Origin of the sequence: Polaribacter sp. KT 15 (assembly GCF_900143115.1) — a bacterium.
Taxonomy (GTDB): domain Bacteria; phylum Bacteroidota; class Bacteroidia; order Flavobacteriales; family Flavobacteriaceae; genus Polaribacter; species Polaribacter marinaquae.
In genome coordinates this window covers 289,746-310,463 of sequence record NZ_LT670850.1, presented here as the reverse complement: position 1 = coordinate 310,463, position 20,718 = coordinate 289,746, and the positions used below count along the sequence as shown (strand labels likewise).

The 20,718-nt window shown below is 26.9% G+C and carries 18 protein-coding genes and 2 tRNA genes; 8 read left to right on the top strand and 12 right to left on the bottom strand.

Going from position 1 to position 20,718, the window contains the following annotated elements; genetic code table 11:
• Position 1 precedes the first annotated feature (1 nt).
• The gene (locus tag B5464_RS01485; RefSeq protein ID WP_079736909.1) at positions 2-892 is read right to left on the bottom strand and encodes a lysophospholipid acyltransferase family protein; all 891 of its coding nucleotides are present in this window, start codon (positions 890-892) and stop codon (positions 2-4) included.
• A gap of 83 nt (positions 893-975) precedes the next feature.
• On the opposite strand from B5464_RS01485, the gene B5464_RS01480 reads away from it, so the two are divergent.
• Positions 976-1,632 carry a rhomboid family intramembrane serine protease gene (locus B5464_RS01480; protein ID WP_079736908.1) on the top strand — a complete coding sequence of 219 codons (657 nt, stop codon included), beginning with the start codon at positions 976-978 and terminating at the stop codon, positions 1,630-1,632.
• A gap of 58 nt (positions 1,633-1,690) precedes the next feature.
• On the opposite strand, the gene B5464_RS01475 is transcribed toward B5464_RS01480, so the two are convergent.
• Positions 1,691-1,763, bottom strand: a tRNA-Gly gene (locus B5464_RS01475).
• 289 nt (positions 1,764-2,052) lie between these two features.
• On the opposite strand from B5464_RS01475, the gene B5464_RS01470 reads away from it, so the two are divergent.
• The 3 genes from B5464_RS01470 to B5464_RS01460 all read left to right on the top strand — a co-directional run bounded on the left by B5464_RS01470 (position 2,053) and on the right by B5464_RS01460 (position 3,872).
• On the top strand, positions 2,053-2,484 hold the full coding sequence (locus tag B5464_RS01470; protein ID WP_079736907.1) for a hypothetical protein: 432 nt from the start codon (positions 2,053-2,055) through the stop codon (positions 2,482-2,484).
• 262 nt (positions 2,485-2,746) lie between these two features.
• A complete protein-coding gene (locus B5464_RS01465) occupies positions 2,747-3,178 on the top strand; it encodes a hypothetical protein (protein WP_079736906.1) in 432 nt (143 codons plus the stop codon).
• Between the two features lie 262 nt (positions 3,179-3,440).
• Entirely contained in the window at positions 3,441-3,872 is a 432-nt protein-coding gene (locus tag B5464_RS01460) for a hypothetical protein (RefSeq protein ID WP_079736905.1), read from the top strand.
• Between the two features lie 130 nt (positions 3,873-4,002).
• Here the strand turns inward: B5464_RS01460 and B5464_RS01455 are convergent, their stop codons facing one another.
• From B5464_RS01455 to B5464_RS01435, 5 genes are all read right to left on the bottom strand, one after another.
• A complete protein-coding gene (locus B5464_RS01455; protein WP_079736904.1) occupies positions 4,003-4,356 on the bottom strand; it encodes a response regulator in 354 nt (117 codons plus the stop codon).
• 112 nt (positions 4,357-4,468) lie between these two features.
• The gene (locus B5464_RS01450; RefSeq protein ID WP_079736903.1) at positions 4,469-5,122 is read right to left on the bottom strand and encodes a response regulator transcription factor; all 654 of its coding nucleotides are present in this window, start codon (positions 5,120-5,122) and stop codon (positions 4,469-4,471) included.
• Complete coding sequence (locus B5464_RS01445) at positions 5,119-8,910, bottom strand: PAS domain S-box protein (RefSeq protein WP_079736902.1); 3,792 nt, start codon at positions 8,908-8,910, stop codon at positions 5,119-5,121. Before B5464_RS01445 ends, B5464_RS01450 begins: the two co-directional genes overlap by 4 nt.
• 121 nt (positions 8,911-9,031) lie before the next feature.
• Positions 9,032-12,472 carry a PAS domain S-box protein gene (locus B5464_RS01440; RefSeq protein ID WP_079736901.1) on the bottom strand — a complete coding sequence of 1,147 codons (3,441 nt, stop codon included), beginning with the start codon at positions 12,470-12,472 and terminating at the stop codon, positions 9,032-9,034.
• A gap of 243 nt (positions 12,473-12,715) precedes the next feature.
• Positions 12,716-12,789 (bottom strand) — tRNA-Met (locus B5464_RS01435).
• A gap of 108 nt (positions 12,790-12,897) precedes the next feature.
• Between B5464_RS01435 and B5464_RS01430 the strand changes: the two genes are divergently transcribed.
• Together B5464_RS01430 and B5464_RS01425 are read left to right on the top strand one after the other, a co-directional pair.
• On the top strand, positions 12,898-13,281 hold the full coding sequence (locus tag B5464_RS01430) for an START-like domain-containing protein (protein WP_077809667.1): 384 nt from the start codon (positions 12,898-12,900) through the stop codon (positions 13,279-13,281).
• Between the two features lie 100 nt (positions 13,282-13,381).
• Positions 13,382-14,215 carry an aminotransferase class IV gene (locus B5464_RS01425; RefSeq protein ID WP_079736900.1) on the top strand — a complete coding sequence of 278 codons (834 nt, stop codon included), beginning with the start codon at positions 13,382-13,384 and terminating at the stop codon, positions 14,213-14,215.
• Here the strand turns inward: B5464_RS01425 and B5464_RS01420 are convergent.
• The 5 genes from B5464_RS01420 to B5464_RS01400 form a co-directional block, all read right to left on the bottom strand.
• Complete coding sequence (locus B5464_RS01420) at positions 14,212-14,769, bottom strand: YqgE/AlgH family protein (RefSeq protein WP_079736899.1); 558 nt, start codon at positions 14,767-14,769, stop codon at positions 14,212-14,214. The genes B5464_RS01425 and B5464_RS01420 overlap by 4 nt on opposite strands.
• 90 nt (positions 14,770-14,859) lie before the next feature.
• Entirely contained in the window at positions 14,860-15,132 is a 273-nt protein-coding gene (locus B5464_RS01415; protein WP_079736898.1) for an HU family DNA-binding protein, read from the bottom strand.
• Positions 15,133-15,319: 187 nt separating this feature from the next.
• On the bottom strand, positions 15,320-16,264 hold the full coding sequence (gene fmt, locus B5464_RS01410; protein WP_172830841.1) for a methionyl-tRNA formyltransferase: 945 nt from the start codon (positions 16,262-16,264) through the stop codon (positions 15,320-15,322).
• Positions 16,265-16,266: 2 nt separating this feature from the next.
• A complete protein-coding gene (locus tag B5464_RS01405) occupies positions 16,267-18,162 on the bottom strand; it encodes an ATP-dependent DNA helicase RecQ (protein WP_079736897.1) in 1,896 nt (631 codons plus the stop codon).
• Positions 18,159-18,698 carry an AAA family ATPase gene (locus B5464_RS01400; protein ID WP_077811357.1) on the bottom strand — a complete coding sequence of 180 codons (540 nt, stop codon included), beginning with the start codon at positions 18,696-18,698 and terminating at the stop codon, positions 18,159-18,161. The genes B5464_RS01405 and B5464_RS01400 overlap by 4 nt, the downstream gene beginning before the upstream one ends.
• A 97-nt stretch (positions 18,699-18,795) precedes the next feature.
• Between B5464_RS01400 and B5464_RS01395 the strand changes: the two genes are divergently transcribed.
• Positions 18,796-19,077 (top strand): DUF493 family protein, encoded by a 282-nt coding sequence (locus B5464_RS01395; RefSeq protein WP_079736896.1) that lies wholly within the window; start codon positions 18,796-18,798, stop codon positions 19,075-19,077.
• Positions 19,078-19,086: 9 nt separating this feature from the next.
• A complete protein-coding gene (locus B5464_RS01390; RefSeq protein ID WP_079736895.1) occupies positions 19,087-20,718 on the top strand; it encodes a peptidylprolyl isomerase in 1,632 nt (543 codons plus the stop codon).

Sequence of the window (20,718 nt, the reverse complement as noted above, 5' to 3'; positions counted from 1 at the left end):
TCTATAAAAATTCAGCCGGAACTTTATCTCTATGTTTAAATCTTTTATGAGACCAAAGGTAGAATTCCGGTTGATTTAAAATATTTTTTTCTGTCAATTCGGTATATAAATCTGTAATTTGATAATTTTCATAATCCTTAGAATTTTCAGTTATCAGTTGAAATTCAGTTTTATAATAACCTCTTTTAACTTTTCTAGTGACATAATTTATTACGACTAAATCAAACTTTTTTGCAAGCATTTCTGCTCCCGTATGTACCGGAACTTTGATGTTAAAAAAGTCTCTCCAATAATAAGTTTTATGTGGTTGAGGAGATTGATCGCTTAATAAAATATATGCACCTTGTTTTTTATCAGAAAACCTTTTTTGCATACCTCTAACCATATCAGAAGTTTTATATCCAATAACTCCAAACTTTTCTCTTGAATCTCTAACTTTTTTTTCGAAGTACTTATTATTAAGTTTTGTATACGCACCCAAAACATCAATATTTAAAACTTTAGGTAAACTTGTGGACCATTCCCAATTGGCTTGATGAGCCCCAACTAATGCGATACTTTTTCCATCCTTAGCGAATTTATTTACCAATTCTGGATTTTCATATGTATATCGTTTCAAAATTTCTTTTTCAGAAATAGAAAAAGCTTTTACGCTTTCCATCATCAAATCCATTAAATGTTTAAAGAATTTTTTTCTGATAATTAAAAGTTCTTTTAAAGGTTTGTTAGGAAAAGCTAATTGTAAATTATCTAAAACTACTTTTTTTCGATATCCAATTACATAATAAATTAGAAAATAGAAAAAATCTGATTTTAAATATAAGATTCTCATTGGTAACTTAGAAAGTAACCAAATTAATGGATAACTTATGGCAAAGACAATAAATTGCATATATAAATTTTAGTGTTGCAAATATCGTATATATATTTAAAATGAAAAGATAAATACTAATGGGTTTTTATTAAGTTTGTTACATGATAGAAAATATAAATAAGGCAGTATTATTATTAATGATTGCTAATGTATTAATTTCGATGAAGGGTTTTAAAGAGTATTCATTTCTCGATAAATACAAGTTTCAGGTTAGTAGAATTTTATCAGGAGAGAAAATTAGAATGTTAACTTCTGGTTTTTTACATGTAGATTGGTTGCATTTAGGTTTAAATATGTATGCTTTGTATCTTTTTGGAGGTATTGTAACGCAACATACAAGTACTAGTAATTTCTTAATTATTTACTTTGGAAGCTTGTTAGCTGGAAGTTTATATTCTCTTAAAGAGCACAAAAAAGAACCTTATTATAGTGCTGTTGGAGCATCTGGAGCAGTTTCTGGAACTATTTTTTCAGCAATTTTATTAGATCCAGGTATGAAACTATATCTTTTATTTATACCAATTCCAATTCCAGGATATATTTTTGGAATTGGTTACATATTATATTCTATTTATGGTTTGAAAAATCAAGTTGGTAATGTTGGGCATTCTGCGCACTTAGGAGGAGCAATAGGAGGATTTATTCTTACAATCATTCTAAATTCCTATTTATTTACATATAACTTAGCTACAATTATATTGTTAGCAGTACCAATAATATTTTTATTAGTTTTTGGAGATAAACTGCCAAAAAAATAAATTATAAGGTTTAGTTTTTAGCAAAAAAAAAGCTTCATAATTTCTTATGAAGCTTTTGAGCGAAAGACCAGGTTCGAACTGGCGACATTCAGCTTGGAAGGCTGACGCTCTACCAACTGAGCTACTTTCGCGTGGTAAAGAGATGCAAATATATAACGTTTTTTAACATCTGCAAGCATTTTTTTTACAAAAAAGATACATTTTTTTAATGTTCTTAATAATGAAATAGTTAGCTATTCATTTTTTCGCAAAAAATAAATTTTGAGCTTAAATTATAAGTATTTTAACTTCTAATAATGATTTTAATTCTGCAGAAATTTTACTTTTTTTTTAAAATTAAGAATTTTGCTTATTTAGAAAACTGGAGTTCGGTTTTATCTTTGCCGTATAGTTATATGTTAAACCCCCAATTTAATCATTATGAAAAATTTTAAACTAGTAGTAATTTTCGCATTATTTGCATTTTCTGTATCAGCACAAGATCTTGCAATGACCACAGTAAACAATTACGGTACTTATACTTCAATAGAAGAAAAAGAAGAGATTGTACCATTATTAAATGAAACAAAATACACTTACAAATACAAAGGAGAAAATGTAGTTGTTGTATTTTCTGAAGACAAACATGTAGAGTATTTTAATGAAGGAAAATACTTTATTAAATCTGACATTTCTTGGGTTTCAGAAGATGAGTGTTATATGACATTACAAGAATCAAATCTTCCAAATTTTCCTTTTAAAAAAGGAATTAAATTAAAAATGAAGATTACAAAAATAAAAAGAGGTTATATTTTTTACGAGTCTACTTTAGGTGGTAGAACTTGGGAAGGAAGAATGAGAAAGTTATATTAATCCCCTAAATTAATATACGCCCCTAAGTTAAATTATACCCCTAATAAATTATAATTTATAAAGTCCAGTTTGTTTGTTCAAACTGGGCTTTTATGCTTCTATTCGTAAAGTGTTTTTTGTTATTTAAGAATATGATTTTGTTTTAAACTTCATAATTAAATTCAAAGAAATAGAGAAATTAAGAATTTTGCTTATTTATAAAACTGAAGTTCGGTTTTATCTTTGCAGTATAGTTATATGTTAAACCCCCAATTTAATCATTATGAAAAATTTTAAACTAGTAGTAATTTTCGCATTTTTTGCATTTTCTGTATCAGCACAAGATCTTGCAATGACCACAGTAAACAATTATGGTACTTACACTTCAATAGAAGAAAAAGAAGAGATTGTACCATTATTAAATGAAACAAAATACACTTACAAATACAAAGGAGAAAATGTAGTTGTTGTATTTTCTGAAGACAAACATGTAGAGTATTTTAATGAAGGAAAATACTTTATTAAATCTGACATTTCTTGGGTTTCAGAAGATGAGTGTTATATGACATTACAAGAATCAAATCTTCCAAATTTTCCGTTTAAAAAGGGAATTAAATTAAAAATGAAGATTACAAAAATAAAAAGAGGTTATATTTTTTACGAGTCTACTTTAGGAGGTAGAACTTGGGAAGGAAGAATGAGAAAGTTATATTAATCCCCTAAATTAATATATTCCCCTAAGTTAAATTATACCCCTAATAAATTATAATTTATAAAGTCCAGTTTGTTTGTTCAAACTGGGCTTTTATGCTTCTATTCATAAAATGTTTTTAGTTATTTAAGAATATGATCGTATTTCTGATGTCATAATTAAATCCAAAGAAATAGAGAAATTAAGAATTTTGCTTATTTATAAAACTGAAGTTCGGTTTTATCTTTGCTGTATAGTTATATGTTAAACCCCCAATTTAATCATTATGAAAAATTTTAAACTAGTAGTAATTTTCGCATTATTTGCATTTTCTGTATCAGCACAAGATCTTGCAATGACCACAGTAAACAATTATGGTACTTACACTTCAATAGAAGAAAAAGAAGAGATTGTACCGTTATTAAATGAAACAAAATACACATACAAATACAAAGGAGAAAATGTAGTTGTTGTATTTTCTGAAAACAAACATGTAGAGTATTTTAATGAAGGAAAATACTTTATTAAATCTGATATTTCTTGGGTTTCAGAAGATGAGTGTTATATGACATTACAAGAATCAAATCTTCCAAATTTTCCTTTTAAAAAAGGAATTAAATTAAAAATGAAGATTACAAAAATAAAAAGAGGTTATATTTTTTACGAGTCTACTTTAGGTGGTAGAACTTGGGAAGGAAGAATGAGAAAGTTATATTAATCCCCTAAATTAATATATTCCCCTAAGTTAAATTATACCCCTAATAAATTATAATTTATAAACCCCAGTTATTAAGCATTTGTTTAATAACTGGGGTTTAAAGTTTTATAAAATATTTTATATTATAAATTTAGTCTATTAGTAAAGTATTAGATATTGTATCAATTAGTTTCTCAAAATCACTAGATTTATCAAAGAAATCTTGAGCTCCGTATCTTAAACAAGTTCTTTTTAATTCTAGGCTTGTAGAAAAAACGTACACTTTAGGTAGCTTATTATTTTCTCTAAACCATTTTAATAATTCAATTCCGTTACCATCTGGTAAACTTAAATCTAATGTTACAATATCAACATCAGTTTCTTTCAAAAAAGAAATAGCTTCATGAAGAGTTTGTGTTAATTGAATATTTTTAAGAGGGTGTACTTGTTTACTTGCATTAAGAATTTTCTCTCCAATTAAAGGGTTGTCTTCTACAATTAACATGTTTTTTGTGTGTTGTTTCAATTAATTAATAAATAAATTAATGACTGTACGTAAAGATACTGTTTAGGATATTTTAAATAAATAGGTGAAATGCTTATTTTTCAATTAAATTTTACATTTCTAACGAAGTAAAACCTTTTTTTATGGCATACTTAGTTAATTCTGGTATTGTATATAAATCAATTTTTTTCATAATATTATTTCTATGTACATCAACAGTTTTAGAACTTAAAAATAAAACCTCTCCAATTTCTTTAGAAGATTTCCCCTCTGTAATTAATTGTAAAACTTCTTTCTCTCTTGAACTTAAAAGAGTGTTCTCTATGGTATTTCCTTGTTTAATTATTGATAAAAAGTCTTGATTAATATCCTTAGATAAGTATTTGATATCTTGTACAACTGTATTTATAGCAGTAATTAATTCGTTAGAATCACCATCTTTTAATAAATAACCATAGGCACCAGCTTTAAACATTCCTTGTATAAATTGTTTACTAGAATGCATAGAAAGACCGATGATTTTAATATCAGGGCATATTTTATGAATCTGTTTTGCCGCTTCAATACCATTTAAATTTGCCATAGCTACATCTATAACTAAAACATCTGGCAATAATTTAGAGCAAACACTAATAGCTTCTCTTCCATCAGATGCTTCTCCAATAATTTTCATATTAGACTTTTGTTCTATTATATTTCTTAAACCATCTCTAAGAAGTTTGTGGTCGTCTACTAAAACTATTTTTATTTGGTCGTTGGTTATCATATAGTTAAAGGTATAAAAAAATTAACAGTTGTTCCTAAGTTTTTTTCTGAAGTTATACTAAAAACTCCATTAATATTGGCAATTCTTTCTTGTACTGTAAATAAACCAAAACCAGAATAATTTTTTAAGTTTTTTAATTTACTTGTATCAAAGCCAATACCGTTGTCTTTTACAACAAACAAAAAGTCTGACTCTGTTTTATTAATTTCTAAAGTTATTAAAGATGCTTGGGCATATTTTAAAGCATTATTTACAACTTCTTGAATACTTCTATAAAGTAAAATAGACGAAGTCTCATTAAGATCTACAAAATCTAAACTTGTATTAATTTCGCATTTAACTTTATAAGTGTTTTCAATGTTTTCAAAAAACCAATATAAAGTATCTAAAATACCTAATTGATACAAAGCAGGCGGAGATAATTCAAAAGTTATTTTTCTACTATTTTCTAAAGCTTCTACAATATGATTTTCAATAAAATTTAAGTCACCAAAGATTTCACTTAAATTCTTATTGTTTTTTAACTCGTTAATTTTCATTTTAGAAATCACTAAAGATTGACTTAAATGATCATGTATATTTGATGCTATCTCTTTTTTCTGTTTTTCTTCAATTAATGTTAACTCAGTTGTTAGTTTTTGTAAGGATGATTGATACTCATTAATTTCTATATTTGCCAACATCCATTGAGTTATATCTCTTGCTGTTGTTACAAAGTAGCTAATTTTATCATTTTCATAAATTGGCGTAGATAAGAACTCTAACCAAATATAATCTCCATTTTTATGTTTTGCTCTAAATGGATGTGCATCTTTTTTTAAATTTTTATTAACCTCGTCTATAGCCTCAAATAAACTATCTAAATCATCTGGATGCACGATAGAAGTAATTTTTTTACCAGTAAATTCTGATTGTTTGTAGCCTAATAGGTTCTCTATCGACGGACTAATGTATTTAAATGTTCCGTCTGGTTCTTGTAAACAAATTAAATCGCTAGTATTGTTTGCAAGTAAACGATACATCTCTTCTGCTTTATCTATTTTATCTCTTGTTAATTTTTTTTCTGTAATATCTTGTAAAACACCTCTTACAAATATTGCTTTACCTTCATTATTAACCTCTGTGTAACCAATTACATTTAACCAAAGCAGTTCATTTTGTTCATTTTTAAAATTTAGTTCTAAATTAAAACTTTTATTTTCTGCAATACAGATTTCAATTGCTTTCTCTAAAACCTCTTTAGAACCATTAACATAATAATCCATTAATTTTTCTAAAGGAGGAATGGTTCCTATAGGCAAACCATGAATTTTATAAATTTGATCTGACCAGCTAACATTTTCTGTAATTAAATCTAGCTCCCATGCACCAACTCTTGTAATTCTTCCAGATTCATTTAGCAAAAATTTACTTCTTTCAGCAGCAATAAGTGCTTTTTTTATTTCATCTTTACTGTCTCTTAAGTTTTTTTCTATTAATTTTTGATGCGTAATATCATTCATTACAACCACAGCACCTAGTTTTTTACCCTTATTGTCATGAAAAGAAGCTCCGTTACAAAGTACAATTCTAGGTTCCTGATTAACTGATTTTATAACAATTTCTTCATTAGTTAAAATTTTACCATTAAAAGCTTGCACTAAAGGAATTTCTTCTTTCTTTAAAAGGGTTTTATAATCTGATTTATATAAGCCATAATTTTCTGCCCATTTCTCTTGAGGAATTTTAAGAATATCTACACCGTGCCATTCTTTAGCTGTCTTATTAAATAGAACAATTTCACCTTTATCATTACATGCAACAATTCCTGCATTTTGATTTTCTGTCATGGCAATAACAAATTCATTTTGAGCTTTAAGCTTATTTTGAGCTAGCCTAATTTCTGTAATATCTTCTATTATACTTAAGACATATTTTTTATTACCAATTAGAATAATTTCAGCATTTGCTTTCCAAATTCTTAGTTCTCCGGATTTAGTAATAAATTCAGATTCAAAATTTTTAACGCTGCCATTTTTAACTAATCTATTAAAATAGATGTTTCTTTTTCTCTGAGACTTCCAAATACTAGCCTGTATATTAACGGTACCAATTAATTCTTCTGGTGTGTAACCAGATATTCTTGCAGCGGCATCATTTACATCAACAATTTTGTGTTCATCAAAACTATTTAGTATTATTAAATTAGGACTGTTTTTAAATATCTTAAAGAATTTTTCTTCGCTTTCTTTTAATTTAATATTGATGTTTTTATTTTCTGTAATATCTTGTAAAACACCTCTACGACCTATAATTTTTTTGTTTTCATCGTAAATTGGTTGTACCACATTTCTAATCCAAACTACTCTTTTGTTATTATTAATTAGTTTTAATTCAAGATCATAGGGTGTGCCGTTTTCATCTAGCTCTTTATTTGCTTTAGAAATTTTTAATTGAGATTCTTTGTCAAATTTTTTAAATATTTCTTCTCTTTTCGGTGCTGTTTTTTTATAATCACTCTCGTAAATTACATGGATATATTCAGACCAATTTACTCTTTCAGATGTCTTTATATATTCCCAATATCCAATTTTAGCTAATTTACTAGCTTCATTTAAAGAGGTTTCTTTTTGTTCTAATAGTTTTAAAGAACTTTCAATTTTATTTTTAGCTAAGACTCTTTGTGTTATATCTCTAGCAGAAGTAACAAAATAACTAATTTTATTATTTTCGTATACGGCAGAAGTAATAAATTCTAACCAAATATAATGACCAAATTTATGCTTTACCCTAAAGGTATATGCGTTATTATCATAATCTGTAATAAATAATTTTTTACCTATTGTTTCTCTTAATTTCTGGATATCATCAGAATGAACATATTTAAAAATTTTTTTTCCAAGAAATTCTTTACTATCATAGCCTAATATTTTTTTTATTGATGGACTAATATACTTAAAAGAACTATCTACATTTTGTAAACAAATAATATCATTAGAGTTATCTGTTAGTAACCTATATTTTTCTTCAACCTTTTTTTTGTCGATTGCCGTAGTTTCAAATTTTTGTTTATAGCTTAAAGGTTGAAAAACATCTTTTATTTTAAAAAATACTAGGTCTCTATCTGTAGTGTCTAAAAACCTTAAATAGATATAAAATAAAACACTAAAATAGGTTGCCAATATCCCTTTTGATTGCAACCCTTTTGTAATTACAGGAATTAACTTATCTGATTTCCAGAAAGAAAGTGTTGCATAGAATATTGTATCAAAGCTTACTACAATTATCATTGTAATAAAAATTTGTAAAAATAAAAACCTAGTTTTTTTTGCTATAAATTCGAATAGTATTATTAATAAAAGAGAATCTAAAAGGATAGCAATATTAGAAACGGTAGAGATGTACGGTGAGTTTTTAAATGGTTTCGCAGAATTTGCGATGGCATTATCAATTAAAGGGTCTTCAATTTTCCAATTGAAAACCTGTAGTAAAAGTGTGATTAATAAATTTACTAGAAACAATGCATAAATAACTTTTTTTGTTTCTTTGGCATCTTCTTTAATATAAATAATTAATAAAGCAAAGAGTGTTACAGTTACAAATATTGATGATCCTTGAGATATTAAGTGATTTGTTGGATAATTAGAATCTATATTATTAGAAAGAAATATTTGAACAAACTGAAATAAACCCAAACTAGCATAAAGAACACTTAAACCTAGTTTTTTTCTAACTTTAAATAATAGTAGTATAATAAAAGCAACAAAAGAGCTTTGTACAAATAGGGTTGAAAATTGATAAAATGTCATAGCATAAGTTATTAAAATTGATAACAGAAATATCAATTTTTAGGGGATTTATGCTCTAAAGATAAAAAAAAATGTATTTTATTAAAGTTTAAATAAGTTTTTTTATTGAATATTGTATTTGTTATGATTTTTTGATGATGCTTTTGGGAATGTTAAAAACAACAGTTGTACCAACTCCAATTTCTGATGAAATATTGAATTCTCCTTGAATATTCCCTATTCTTTCTTTAACTGTAAACAGTCCAAAACCAGAGCCGTTTGTGTTATGATTATTTTTTAATTTTTTTGTATCAAAACCATTACCATTATCTTTAAATATAAAAGAGATGTAATTAGACTTTTCATAAATATTCAATGTAAAAAGAGATGCTTTAGAATATTTTACAGCATTATTTACAACTTCTTGTATACTTCTATATAGTAAAATAGATTTTGTATCATCCATTCTTACAGTATCTAAAGTTGTATTAATATCAGATTTTATTTCATATGTTTTTTCAATGTATTCAAATAACCAAAACAACGCATCTACAATTCCTAATTGATATAAAATAGGTGGAGAAAGTTCAAAAGTAATTTTTCGACTATTGTCTAATGCATCCGTAATATGATTTTCTATAAATTCTAGATCTTTTATTAGTTTTTGATATTCTTTATTATGTTTTAATTCTTTAATTTTCATTTTAGAAATTACTAAAGATTGACTTAAATGATCATGAATATTTGAAGCTATTTCTTTTTTCTGCTTTTCTTCTATTAAAGTAATTTCTGTTGTTAACCTTTTTAAAGATTTTTGATATTCTTGGATGTTTTCATTGGCCACCATTGTTTGTGTTATGTCTCTTGCAGAAGTTACAAAGTAATTAATCTCATCACCATTATAAACAGGTGTAGATAAAAACTCTAACCAAATATAATGTCCTTTTTTATGTAAAGCCCTAAAAGGAAATGCATGAGATTTAACTTCTTTAGAAATATTGAAAAATGTGCTTTTTAATGATTCTAAATCTTCTGGATGTACTATATCATATACTTTTCTGCCTATAAATTCTTCTTGTTTATACCCGAGAAGGTTTTCTATGGATGGGCTTATATATTTAAACGTACTATCATGTTCTTGTAAACATATTAAATCGTTGGTGTTATCTGCTAGTAATCTATACAATTCTTCTGCTCTAGCTATTTTATCAATACTTTCTTTTTTGTCTGTTATATCTTGCACTAAGCCACGTCTTCCTATTATATTTTTATTTTCATCAAAAACAGGTTGTGCAACATTTCTTACCCATACAGCTTTACCAGTTTTTTTATGATATATTTTCATTTGTATATCATAAGATACGCCATTATTAGTTAGGTCTAATGTTGCTTGTTTAATAACAGGTAAAGAATCTTTATCTATTTGGGCAACAATTTCTGCCCTTGGTGGTACAGGTTTTGTTTTATCTAAACCGTAAATATCATATAAATATTCAGACCATCTAAAATCGTCTGTAGCAATTATATATTCAAAGTATCCTATTTTAGCAACTTTACTGGCTTCATCCATAGAAGCTTTATTTTTTTCTAATTGTTCTAAAGAGTTTTCAATTTCTTTTTTAGATCTTTTTAATTCTATTCTATTTAACTTAGAATCTGTAATATCTTGTAAAACACCACTTCTACCTAATACATTTTTATCTTCGTCATAAATTAAGTGTCCTATAATTCTAACCCAAACTTCTTTATTCTTAAAATTAGTCATTTTAAGCTCTATGTCATATGGTTTTCCATCAGAATCTAATTTCTTTGTGGCACTAATTAATTTTTCTAAGAATTCACCCTTATAAACAGCAATCATTTCTTCTCGAGATGGTATTTCTTTATTAGGATTTAAACCAAAAATTTTATAAACATAATCTGACCAATAAAAAGAGTTGGTTTCAAATAAATAGTCAGAATATCCAATTTTAGCAATTCTACTCGACTCAATTAATGAAAGATCTTTTTTCTTTAAAAGATTGTAAGAATTTCTTAAAGCTATTTTAGAATTCTTACTTTTTGTTATGTCCTGTAAAATTCCTCTTAGGCCTTTCATTTTTTTATTGTCACCAAAAATAGGTTCCATTATTAATCGAAGCCAAATAATTTTATTTTCTTGATTTTTACCTTTTACTTCAAGATTAAAAGCTTTTCCATTTGATTCTAAGTTTTCAATTTTTTTTATAATTTTAGCTTTGCTTTCTTCGGTGAAAAAATTTAGAAATTCTTTTTGAGAAGGAATATTATCCTCAGGACTTAGACCAAAAATTTCAAATACATAATCAGACCAAACATAAGTTTCTTTTTTAGCATTATATTCTATAAAACCTATTTTACCCATTTCACTTGCTTTATTTAAGGCTTTATCTCTTTTTCTTAATAATTTTAGTGATTTTTCTAACTGCTTTTTAGATTTTATTCTATCCGTAATTTCTCTAGCAGAGGTAACAAAAGATGTTACTTTACCATCTTGATAAATTGGTGATGTAGAATACTCCATCCATAGATATTCACCTGATTTGTGTTTTAACCTAAAAATTAGTGGTGTTTTTTTATTGTTTTTTAAAAACTCTTTTTCAGATATTTTCTTTTGAAGTTCTTTAATATCATCCTTATGAACTATAGAAAAAATTTGTTTTCCTAAAAAATCAGATTGTTTATATCCTAAAATATTTTTTATTGAAGGACTAATGTAACTATAATTACCATTAAGTTCTTGTAAACAAATAATGTCATTAGAATTTGTTGTTAGTAAACGATACATTTCATTCGCTTTTTTAATATCATTTACTGCTACTTCAAATTTTTGCTTATAACTAAGTGGTTTAAAAACATCTTTAATTTTAAAATAAACCAAATCTTTGTCTGTTTCATCTAAAAACCTTAGATAGATATATAAGATAACACTATAATAAACAGCAAAAATATTTTTATTTATTAAACCTGTTTTCAATATTGTAGCAGCTTCTTCAGATTGAAAAAATGCTATAGTAGTAAAAAAAACAGTATCAAAACTTAAAGTAATTATCATTGTTAAGGTTATCTGTAAGAAAAAGTATTTTATTTTTTTTGATATATATTCAAAAACAATAATTAATAACAATGTATCTATAAATAGCGTAATTTTTCCTATAATAAAAGGAGCTGTTTCGTTAATAAAAAGATTAGATGCGTTAAGTTTAGTATCGTTAAGATTCCATAAAAACGCTAAAAGAATAAAATATATAATAATATTTATTCCCGTTATAGTGTAAATAATTTTCTTTGTTTCCTTGACATCTTCTTTTATATATACAATTAGCAGTACAAAAAGAATAATAGTTATAAAGACAGAAGAGCCAGGTGTAACTATAATCTTACTTGTTGTAATATTATAGCCATTATTTAAAACAAATAGTATAGCTTGTATAAATTGGAATACGCCTAAACACGCATGTAAAATACCATTACCTATTTTTTTTCTAAATCTAAATAAAGCAAGTATTATTACTACGGCTATTGTACCTTGGGTAAGTAAAATAATTAATTGATGATTATTCATAGCTTAAGATTATGGGGGTTACTTAAGGGTAGAAGGGACTTAGTATTGCTTTATAAAAATATAAAATAAATTTTAATAGTCCATAAAATGAAGTGATTTTTATTTTATAAAACTTTATTACAGAGTAAGTTATTTTAAAATTAGAATAATTTAAGAGTAAAAAAACACTTAGAAATTGAATTTTAAGGAAGTTTAAAACACAAAAAACAGTTTAGAATATACTAAACTGTTTTTTAAAATTTGTAGCGAAGACGGGATTTGAACCCGTGACCTCAGGGTTATGAATCCTGCGCTCTAACCAACTGAGCTACCTCGCCATTGGTTTGCGGGTGCAAATATAGACACTTTTTACAAACCTGCAAGAAGTGTTTTAATTTTTTTTTAATTGAATTAATACCTATATTGTCCGCCTAACAAAACAAACAATGGATAAAGTAAAATTCGAATTAGAAATTCCAATTCACGCATCGCCTAATATGCTATATCAATACATATCTTCACCTTCTAGTTTACAAGAATGGTTTGCAGATAAAGTAAACTCTAGAGGTAAAGTTTTTAGCTTTGTTTGGGAAGGTACAGAAGAGTTAGCAAATTTAATAACCAAAAAGGCAGGTGAAAGAATGCGTTGGAAGTGGTTAGAGAGTGAAGATGATGACAGTTATTTCGAAATTAGAATTCAAGTAGATCCATTAACAAAAGACGTTTCTTTAATAGTAACAGACTTTGCAGAAGACGAAGATGAGGTAGACGAAGCTAAACAGCTTTGGGAGAATCAAATAGAAGAATTAAGACACACAATTGGCGCTTAATTAGATAAAATACAATTTAAAAACCAGCATTTATTGCTGGTTTTTTTATGTTTATAATACTAAGATTTGTAGTATTTTTGCAGTTCTTAAAATTTAAAGGATGATTAATTTAAACGGTGAGTTATTATTTAAAGAAAACGTAAACCTTTCTAAAGATAATAGAGGATTTAAATACGGAGATGCTATTTTTGAAACAATTAAAGTTGTAAACAAAAAAGTTGTTTTTTGGGAAGATCATTATTTTAGATTGATGGCTTCGATGAGAATGTTACGTATGAAAATTCCTATGGAATTTACTTTAGAGTTTTTAGAGAATGAAATTTTAAAAACAATAGCAGTTATAGATGACGCACCATCTTATAGAGTTCGTTTAAATGTTTATAGAAAAGATGGAGGTTTGTATACACCAAAAACTAATAAAGTTGATTATTCGATTGAAGCTAGTGAAAATACTTATGTTTCTAAAAATGAGTATAAAGTTGATGTTTTTAAAGATTTTTACAACTATTCTGGTTTGCTATCTACAGTAAAAACAAATAATAGAATGCTTAATACTCTAGCAAGTATTTATGCTAATGAAAATGATTTAGATAGTTGCGTTCTTTTAAATGAAAGAAAAGGAGTAGTAGAGGTTACCAACGGAAATATATTTGTTGTAAAAGGTAATGTTGTTAAAACACCTGCCTTATCAGAAGGATGTATTAAAGGTATTGTAAGAGGAAAAATCATAGAAATCTTAACTAAAAATAAAGATTTTACTATCGAAGAAACAACGATTTCTCCGTTTGAGATACAGAAAGCAGACGAAGTTTTTATTACAAATGCAATTGTTGGTGTACAAGCAATAACTAAATACAAGAAAAAAACATTTACAAGTAGTTTGGCTACAAAATTACAAGCCAATTTAAATGTTTTACAAATTGCTGGTAATTAATTTAAGTTAAAATCGTTTGGTGCGTTTGCCCAAAGTTTATAATTACCTCCTTTTTCTAGTAATTTATTTTTCCAAAGACTTTCTTCATCGTTAGAAAAAATGTTTTCGAAGTTATTTTCTGTAACAAACCAAGAGTTTCCGCTTAATTCATCTTCTAGTTGATCTTTATCCCAACCAGAATAGCCTAAAAAGAATCGAATATCAGATTCTTCTAGCAAGCCACTGTTAAGAAGGTCTTTTAGTTGCTTAAAATCTCCGCCCCAAAACACACCGTTAGCAACTTCTATGCTATTGTCTAACAATTGTGGTATTCTGTGTACAAAGTATAAATTATCTTGTTCTACAGGGCCGCCTTGGTATATATTAAAATCGCAATCTATTTCTGGTAATAAATCTTTAATACAATACTCTAATGGTTTATTTAAAATAAAACCGACAGAATTATTATCTGTATGTTCAGTTAATAGAACAATAGCTCTGTTAAATGAATTGTCGTTTAAGATAGATGGTTCTGCAACCAAAAGTCTACCTTTTTTTGGGAGGAGTTTAGACATTCAATTTTTTTATTTAAATATAGGTAAAATTTTAACAAAAAAAAACTCTCTTAAAAAAGAGAGCTTTTATTTTATTTAAAACTGTAATTATTAGTTTACAGCATCGCTTAATCCAGCTCCAGCTTTAAATTTTGCTACATTTTTAGCAGCAATTTCAATAGTTTTTCCAGTTTGAGGATTTCTACCAGTTCTTGCAGCTCTATTAGATACAGAAAAAGTTCCGAAACCAACTAAAGCAACTTTATCTCCCTTTTTTAAAGAAGAAGTTACGTTACCTGTAAAAGACTCTAAAGCTGCTTTAGCTGCTACTTTAGAAATTCCTGCGTCAGCAGCCATTGCATCGATTAAATCTGATTTGTTCATAATGAATTGATTTTTAAATTATTTTTATTATACTTTTTGCTTAATAGCTTAACAAATATAGACGGATTGTGGGTTTACGCAAATATGAAGGCCCAAAAAAGGGCATTTTGTTAATAAATGTAGGGCAATTGTTAATAAAGCATGCTTTGAAAATCAAAAAACTCTACAAACCGCATCAATAAAGGCTTTACATCATTTTAGCATCCGAAGAAAATTGAAAGCCATTTAATAAGCTTTTTGCATCCATCTTTTTCTTACCAGAAAGTTTTATTTCATCAATAATAATATAACCACCATTTACTGCAACTTTTAATTCTTTTTTAGATGCAATAATACTTCCAAAACTAAAAGTGTGTGTTTCTATTTGTTTACTTACGTCATAAATTTTAGTAGAAATTTCTTCATCATTATTATATATTAAAGTCCAAGCTGCCGGAAAAGGGTTTAAACCTCTAATTTTATTATAAATATTTTCTAAACTATCGGTCCAATTTATTTTTGTGTTTTCTGGGTTTAATTTTGGTGCAGATTTTTCTTCTAAATCGGGTTGTTTTGTAGTAACTACATTTCCTTTTGCAATATAATCTACAGTTTTAGAGACCAAACTTGCACCTAAATGCATTAATTTGTCATGAAGACTACCTACAGTTTCTGTTTCTAAAACTGTAATTTCTTCTTGTAATATAATTTCTCCGGTATCAATTTTATCATCAATAAAAAATGTAGTTACACCCGTTTTTGTTTCTCCGTTAATAATTGACCAATGTATTGGTGCAGCACCTCTGTATTCTGGTAATAAAGAAGCATGTAAATTAAATGTACCTAATTCTGGCATTTGCCATACTACTTTAGGTAACATTCTAAAGGCAACAACAATTTGTAAATTGGCGTTTAAAGATTTTAATTCGCTTAAAAAATCTTCGTTTTTTAAGTTAGTTGGTTGTAATATTTTTAAATCTTGAGATTTTGCATACTTTTTTACTGCAGACTCATTTATTTTTCTTCCTCTACCGGCAGGTTTATCTGGTGCAGTAATTACGCCTGCAATTGTATAGTTGTTTTCTACTAAATGTTTTAAAATGGCCACGGCAAAATCTGGCGTTCCCATAAAAACGATACGCATATCTTTCATATTTATATTTTTAGTTGAAATTTATTTAGATTATTTAATATTAGTTTATCTTCTGCAAGAAGCGTTTGCAAATGTATTAAAATGTCTTTCTCTTTAGCATTTAAAAAATTAGTAATTTCTTTTGAAGACAATTGTTTGTTTGGGTTTAGAAGTTCTATAATATCTTCGGATAAGTTTTTGGTTTGCTTTTTTTTGTTAGCTAAACAAATCTCGCAGATGCCACAGTTTTCTTGTTTAATTTCGTCAAAATATGCTAACAGTTGCTTGCTTCTACAAACTTTGTTGTTCTTTATAAAAGCGATAAAGTTTTTTGCTTTTTCTTCCTTTAGAAATAGAAACTGTTTTATTTCTTTAGAATATCTATTGATAGTTTTATCATCTTCTCTCGGCATTAGAAAATTTAAAGCAGCATTTTCGTTAGATTGATTGTATACAAGTAGCTGTTGCTGTTCTAATAATTCTAAATTCTGAATTACTTTATTAGAAGTTATTCCTGCTTTCTTGGCAATATAGAATTCGTTTATTTTTATTTCATCTTCAAACAAACCTCCGTAAGTTCTTAAAAGTACATTTATAAAGTTTCTTAAAGAGTTATTATTGTTAGAAAAATTTAAGATTGAATAATGAGATGCTGTTACCTTTAAAGTAGATTTTTTATTAAAACTACTATTAAGTTCTATAATACCATAATTAACCAATAATTTTAAAATAGCATCTGTTTTAAGAACTTGTAAGTTGTACTTTTTACAGAACTCATAAAAATTAAAAGCATAAACTTCTTCAGAAATTTCACCTATGGCTATTCTAAATTGTTGATATAACTTTTTATGAACCTCTTTAATTTCTAAAATAGAAGGTATAGAGTTTTCTATTTGCTTTTGATGTAAATAAACGTCATGCTCATTATATAATAAGACACCGAAAGATTTTTTTTCATTTCTACCAGCTCTACCTGTTTCTTGCACGTAGTTTTCTAAACTATTTGGTAAATTATAATGAATTACCAACCCAACATTGGGTTTGTCTATTCCCATACCAAATGCATTGGTTGCTACAATTATTGGCGTTTTCTCTAACATCCAATTATTAAAAGCCTTTTCTTTATCTATGACAGTTAAACCTGCATGATAAAAAGTACTTTTAAAGTTTTTAGCATTTAAAAAATTAGAGATTTCTTCAGTTTTTTTTCTAGAATTTACATAAACAATTGCTGGTGTTTTGGTTTTTCTAAAAATACTTGTAAGTCTTTCTAGTTTATCTTCAATTTTAAAAACTTGATATGCTAAGTTTTCTCGAAAAAAAGACTTTTTAAAAAGCAAAGTGTTTTTTAATTCTAGATTGGTTTCAATATCCAATAACACTTTTTTACTGGCTGTTGCAGTTAATGCAATAAAACCAACTTTTGGCAAAATTTCTTTAAGAACTTTTATATTTCTGTAAGAAGGTCTAAAATCATGTCCCCATTCAGAAATGCAATGCGCTTCATCAATTGCAACCAAGTTTACATTTAATTCTTTAATTTTTTGCTGAATTAAAGATGATTGCAATCTCTCTGGCGATATGTATAAAAACTTTACTTTACCGAATTTAATTTTATCGAATAGTGTTACAATTTCATCTTGCTGACTTCCGGTAGGTATTGTAACAGCTTTTATATTTTTCTGCTTTAAATTCTCTACTTGATCTTGCATTAAAGCAATTAAGGGCGAAACCACAATACAAACTCCTTCTTTTACCAATGCAGGTACTTGAAAGCAAATAGATTTTCCGCCACCGGTTGGCAATAATGCAATGGTGTCTTTGTTGTTTAAAACTGCAGAAATAATTTCTTTTTGAGGTGCTCTAAAGGAGGTAAATCCCCAATATTTTTTTAATATATTTTCTGGTGATAACATCATTCGCTTGTTAGCGAATTTAAAATGAAGTTTGTACGTTCTTCTATAGAACCAAAAGGCACATTTATTAAATTATAACCCAAATCTGAATAGGCTTTTACCAAAAACTTATCAATTTGTACAGATTCAACAAAAGACTCGTAACGTTCGTTATCTGTGGTATGTATTTCCTCCCAAGGCGAAAAATGAAATATTTTGGTATATTCATATTTTTTGCACTTTTCTAAGAAGTAATCTGGATATTCTGTTTTAAAATAATCCATGTATGCGTGAACATCTGGTATTCCTCTATCAAAAAAAACAATGTCTTTTTCTAAATCTGTTGCTTTTAAGTATTGATTTTCTCTACCTTCTAAAAGCATTTTACTAAATAATAAAGGCTCTGTTAAAAAAAGTTGATCGATACCATCTTCTTTAGCCTTTAAAGTTACCTCTCTAGAAACTTCTGGCATACAATAATATCCCTTTTTAATAAGTTCATTTATAATAGTAGTTTTACCAGTTCCTGGTCCGCCAATAAGAACAATTTTTTGCTGCATCGCACAAAAATAAATCATTCCGTTTATAAAATTAAATTTTAATGTAATTTTGTGTCTTGCAATTTGCAAATAGTTTATAAAAATTTTTACAATTATTATGAGTAATAAAAACGAATTTTATAGCAAGTTAAAAATTCAATTAGATGATACTACTAAGTTTCCTGCAGATTATCTCTATAAATTTATTGTACCAAGTACAGAGAATCAAGTGGCAGAAGTAGAAGCAATTTTTAATAACACAGGCGCTGTAATAAATACAAAAAAATCTAAAACAGGTAAATACGTTAGTGTTTCTATTATCTTAAAAATTAAATCTTCGGATGAAGTTATAGCATATTATAAAAAAGCAGAAAATATTAAAGGTATTATATCATTATAGTTAAGTCTTATGAAAAGTAGTTTTTTATCAATTTGTATATTATTTTTAGCAATTAATGTTTATTCGCAAGATTCTAAAACATTGATAACAATTAATAAAGAAAAAATTTCTGTAGCAGATTTTAAGCGGGTTTATGAAAAAAATTTAGATGCTATAGATAATGAAGAAGCTAAAGATGTAACCAAAAATTTAGATTTATACATCAATTATTTATTAAAGGTTAAAGAAGCTTACAAAATTAAGTTAGATACTTTACCTTCTTATAAAAGAGAAATTGCTACTTATAAAAACCAATTAGCAGCACCGTATTTACAAGACACTTCTTTTATTGCAGACTTGGTTAAAGACATTTACTTTAGAACAAAAAATGAAGTAAAAGCAAAACATATCTTAATTAGAACTTCTAAAGATGCAATGCCAAAAGATACTTTAGTTGCTTACAATAAAATTTTAGACATTAGAAATAGAATTGTTAACGGAGAAAGTTTTGAAAAACTAGCGGTAGAAACATCCGAAGATAGATCTGCAAAAGGAGATGCCAAAAGAGGTATTCCTGGTAATAAAGGTAATTTGGGCTATTTTAAAGCTTTTCAAATGGTTTCTTCATTTGAAGATGTGGCGTTTGCTACAAAAGTAGGTGATGTTTCGATGCCTTTTAGAAGTCAGTATGGGTATCATATTTTAAAAGTTGATGATTTAAGACCTTCTAAAGGAGAAATTGAAGCGGCACATATTTTAATAAAAGATACTACAAATGCTAGTAAAATTAAAATTGATGAGGTTTACAATAGACTTCAAAATAATGAGTCTTTTGAAAAATTAGCAAACTTATTTTCAGATGATATCGGTTCTAAAGCAAGAGGAGGAAAGTTAAACAGATTTGGCACTGGTAGAATGGTAAAAGAATTTGAAGATGCTGCATTTTCATTAAAAAACGTTGGCGATTATTCAAAACCTTTTAAAACCCGTTTTGGTTGGCATATTGTAAAACTTTTAAGAAAACATCCTATTAAGTCTTTTGCTGAAATGGAAACAGAGCTTCGTAAAAAAATTAAAAGAAGTTCTCGCATGCAAATGTCTGAAAAAGCGATAATTAATAAGTTAAAAGCAACTTATAAAATTGTAGAAAATGAAAAAGCAAAACAAATTCTTAATCAAAAAAATATTAGATCGCTTTCTAAGGATTCTTTGCAAAACACTATATTAATTATTAATGATAAGAAAATTACACAAGAGAAATTTGTAGATTACACAAAAAACAGAAGGCATAAACCTATTTTTGTGTTGTTCGAGATGTTTAAAGAAAAAGAAATTTTAGCTTATTATAAAGAAAACTTAATAAAAACAGAACCAGAATACGCTAATACTTTAAAAGAATATGAAGATGGTTTGTTGTTATTTGAATTAATGCAACAAAAAATTTGGAACAAATCTTCTAAAGATTCTTTAGGTTTAAAATCTTATTTTGATAAGAATAAAGCCAACTATAATTCTAATGAATTAAAAACTGTAAAAGGTGAGGTAATGAATGATTACCAAAATTATTTAGAAGAAAAATGGATTACAGATTTAAGAAAAAAAAATAAAATAAAAATTCATAAAAAGCAGTTAAAGAAACTGATAAACTATTATAAAGATTAG

Excerpts from the sequence above, each read along its gene's own strand:
- B5464_RS01415 (WP_079736898.1), bottom strand. The coding sequence starts at position 15,132 with ATGAACAAATCAGATTTAATCGATGCAATGGCTGCTGACGCAGGAATT.
- B5464_RS01480 (WP_079736908.1), top strand. The coding sequence starts at position 976 with ATGATAGAAAATATAAATAAGGCAGTATTATTATTAATGATTGCTAAT.
- B5464_RS01460 (WP_079736905.1), top strand. The coding sequence starts at position 3,441 with ATGAAAAATTTTAAACTAGTAGTAATTTTCGCATTATTTGCATTTTCT.
- B5464_RS01390 (WP_079736895.1), top strand. The coding sequence starts at position 19,087 with ATGAAAAGTAGTTTTTTATCAATTTGTATATTATTTTTAGCAATTAAT.
- B5464_RS01430 (WP_077809667.1), top strand. The coding sequence starts at position 12,898 with ATGGATAAAGTAAAATTCGAATTAGAAATTCCAATTCACGCATCGCCT.
- B5464_RS01450 (WP_079736903.1), bottom strand. The coding sequence starts at position 5,122 with ATGATAACCAACGACCAAATAAAAATAGTTTTAGTAGACGACCACAAA.
- B5464_RS01445 (WP_079736902.1), bottom strand. The coding sequence starts at position 8,910 with ATGACATTTTATCAATTTTCAACCCTATTTGTACAAAGCTCTTTTGTT.
- B5464_RS01440 (WP_079736901.1), bottom strand. The coding sequence starts at position 12,472 with ATGAATAATCATCAATTAATTATTTTACTTACCCAAGGTACAATAGCC.
- B5464_RS01425 (WP_079736900.1), top strand. The coding sequence starts at position 13,382 with ATGATTAATTTAAACGGTGAGTTATTATTTAAAGAAAACGTAAACCTT.
- B5464_RS01470 (WP_079736907.1), top strand. The coding sequence starts at position 2,053 with ATGAAAAATTTTAAACTAGTAGTAATTTTCGCATTATTTGCATTTTCT.
- B5464_RS01465 (WP_079736906.1), top strand. The coding sequence starts at position 2,747 with ATGAAAAATTTTAAACTAGTAGTAATTTTCGCATTTTTTGCATTTTCT.
- B5464_RS01420 (WP_079736899.1), bottom strand. The coding sequence starts at position 14,769 with ATGTCTAAACTCCTCCCAAAAAAAGGTAGACTTTTGGTTGCAGAACCA.
- B5464_RS01400 (WP_077811357.1), bottom strand. The coding sequence starts at position 18,698 with ATGCAGCAAAAAATTGTTCTTATTGGCGGACCAGGAACTGGTAAAACT.
- B5464_RS01405 (WP_079736897.1), bottom strand. The coding sequence starts at position 18,162 with ATGATGTTATCACCAGAAAATATATTAAAAAAATATTGGGGATTTACC.
- B5464_RS01395 (WP_079736896.1), top strand. The coding sequence starts at position 18,796 with ATGAGTAATAAAAACGAATTTTATAGCAAGTTAAAAATTCAATTAGAT.
- fmt (WP_172830841.1), bottom strand. The coding sequence starts at position 16,264 with ATGAAAGATATGCGTATCGTTTTTATGGGAACGCCAGATTTTGCCGTG.
- B5464_RS01485 (WP_079736909.1), bottom strand. The coding sequence starts at position 892 with ATGCAATTTATTGTCTTTGCCATAAGTTATCCATTAATTTGGTTACTT.
- B5464_RS01455 (WP_079736904.1), bottom strand. The coding sequence starts at position 4,356 with ATGTTAATTGTAGAAGACAACCCTTTAATTGGAGAGAAAATTCTTAAT.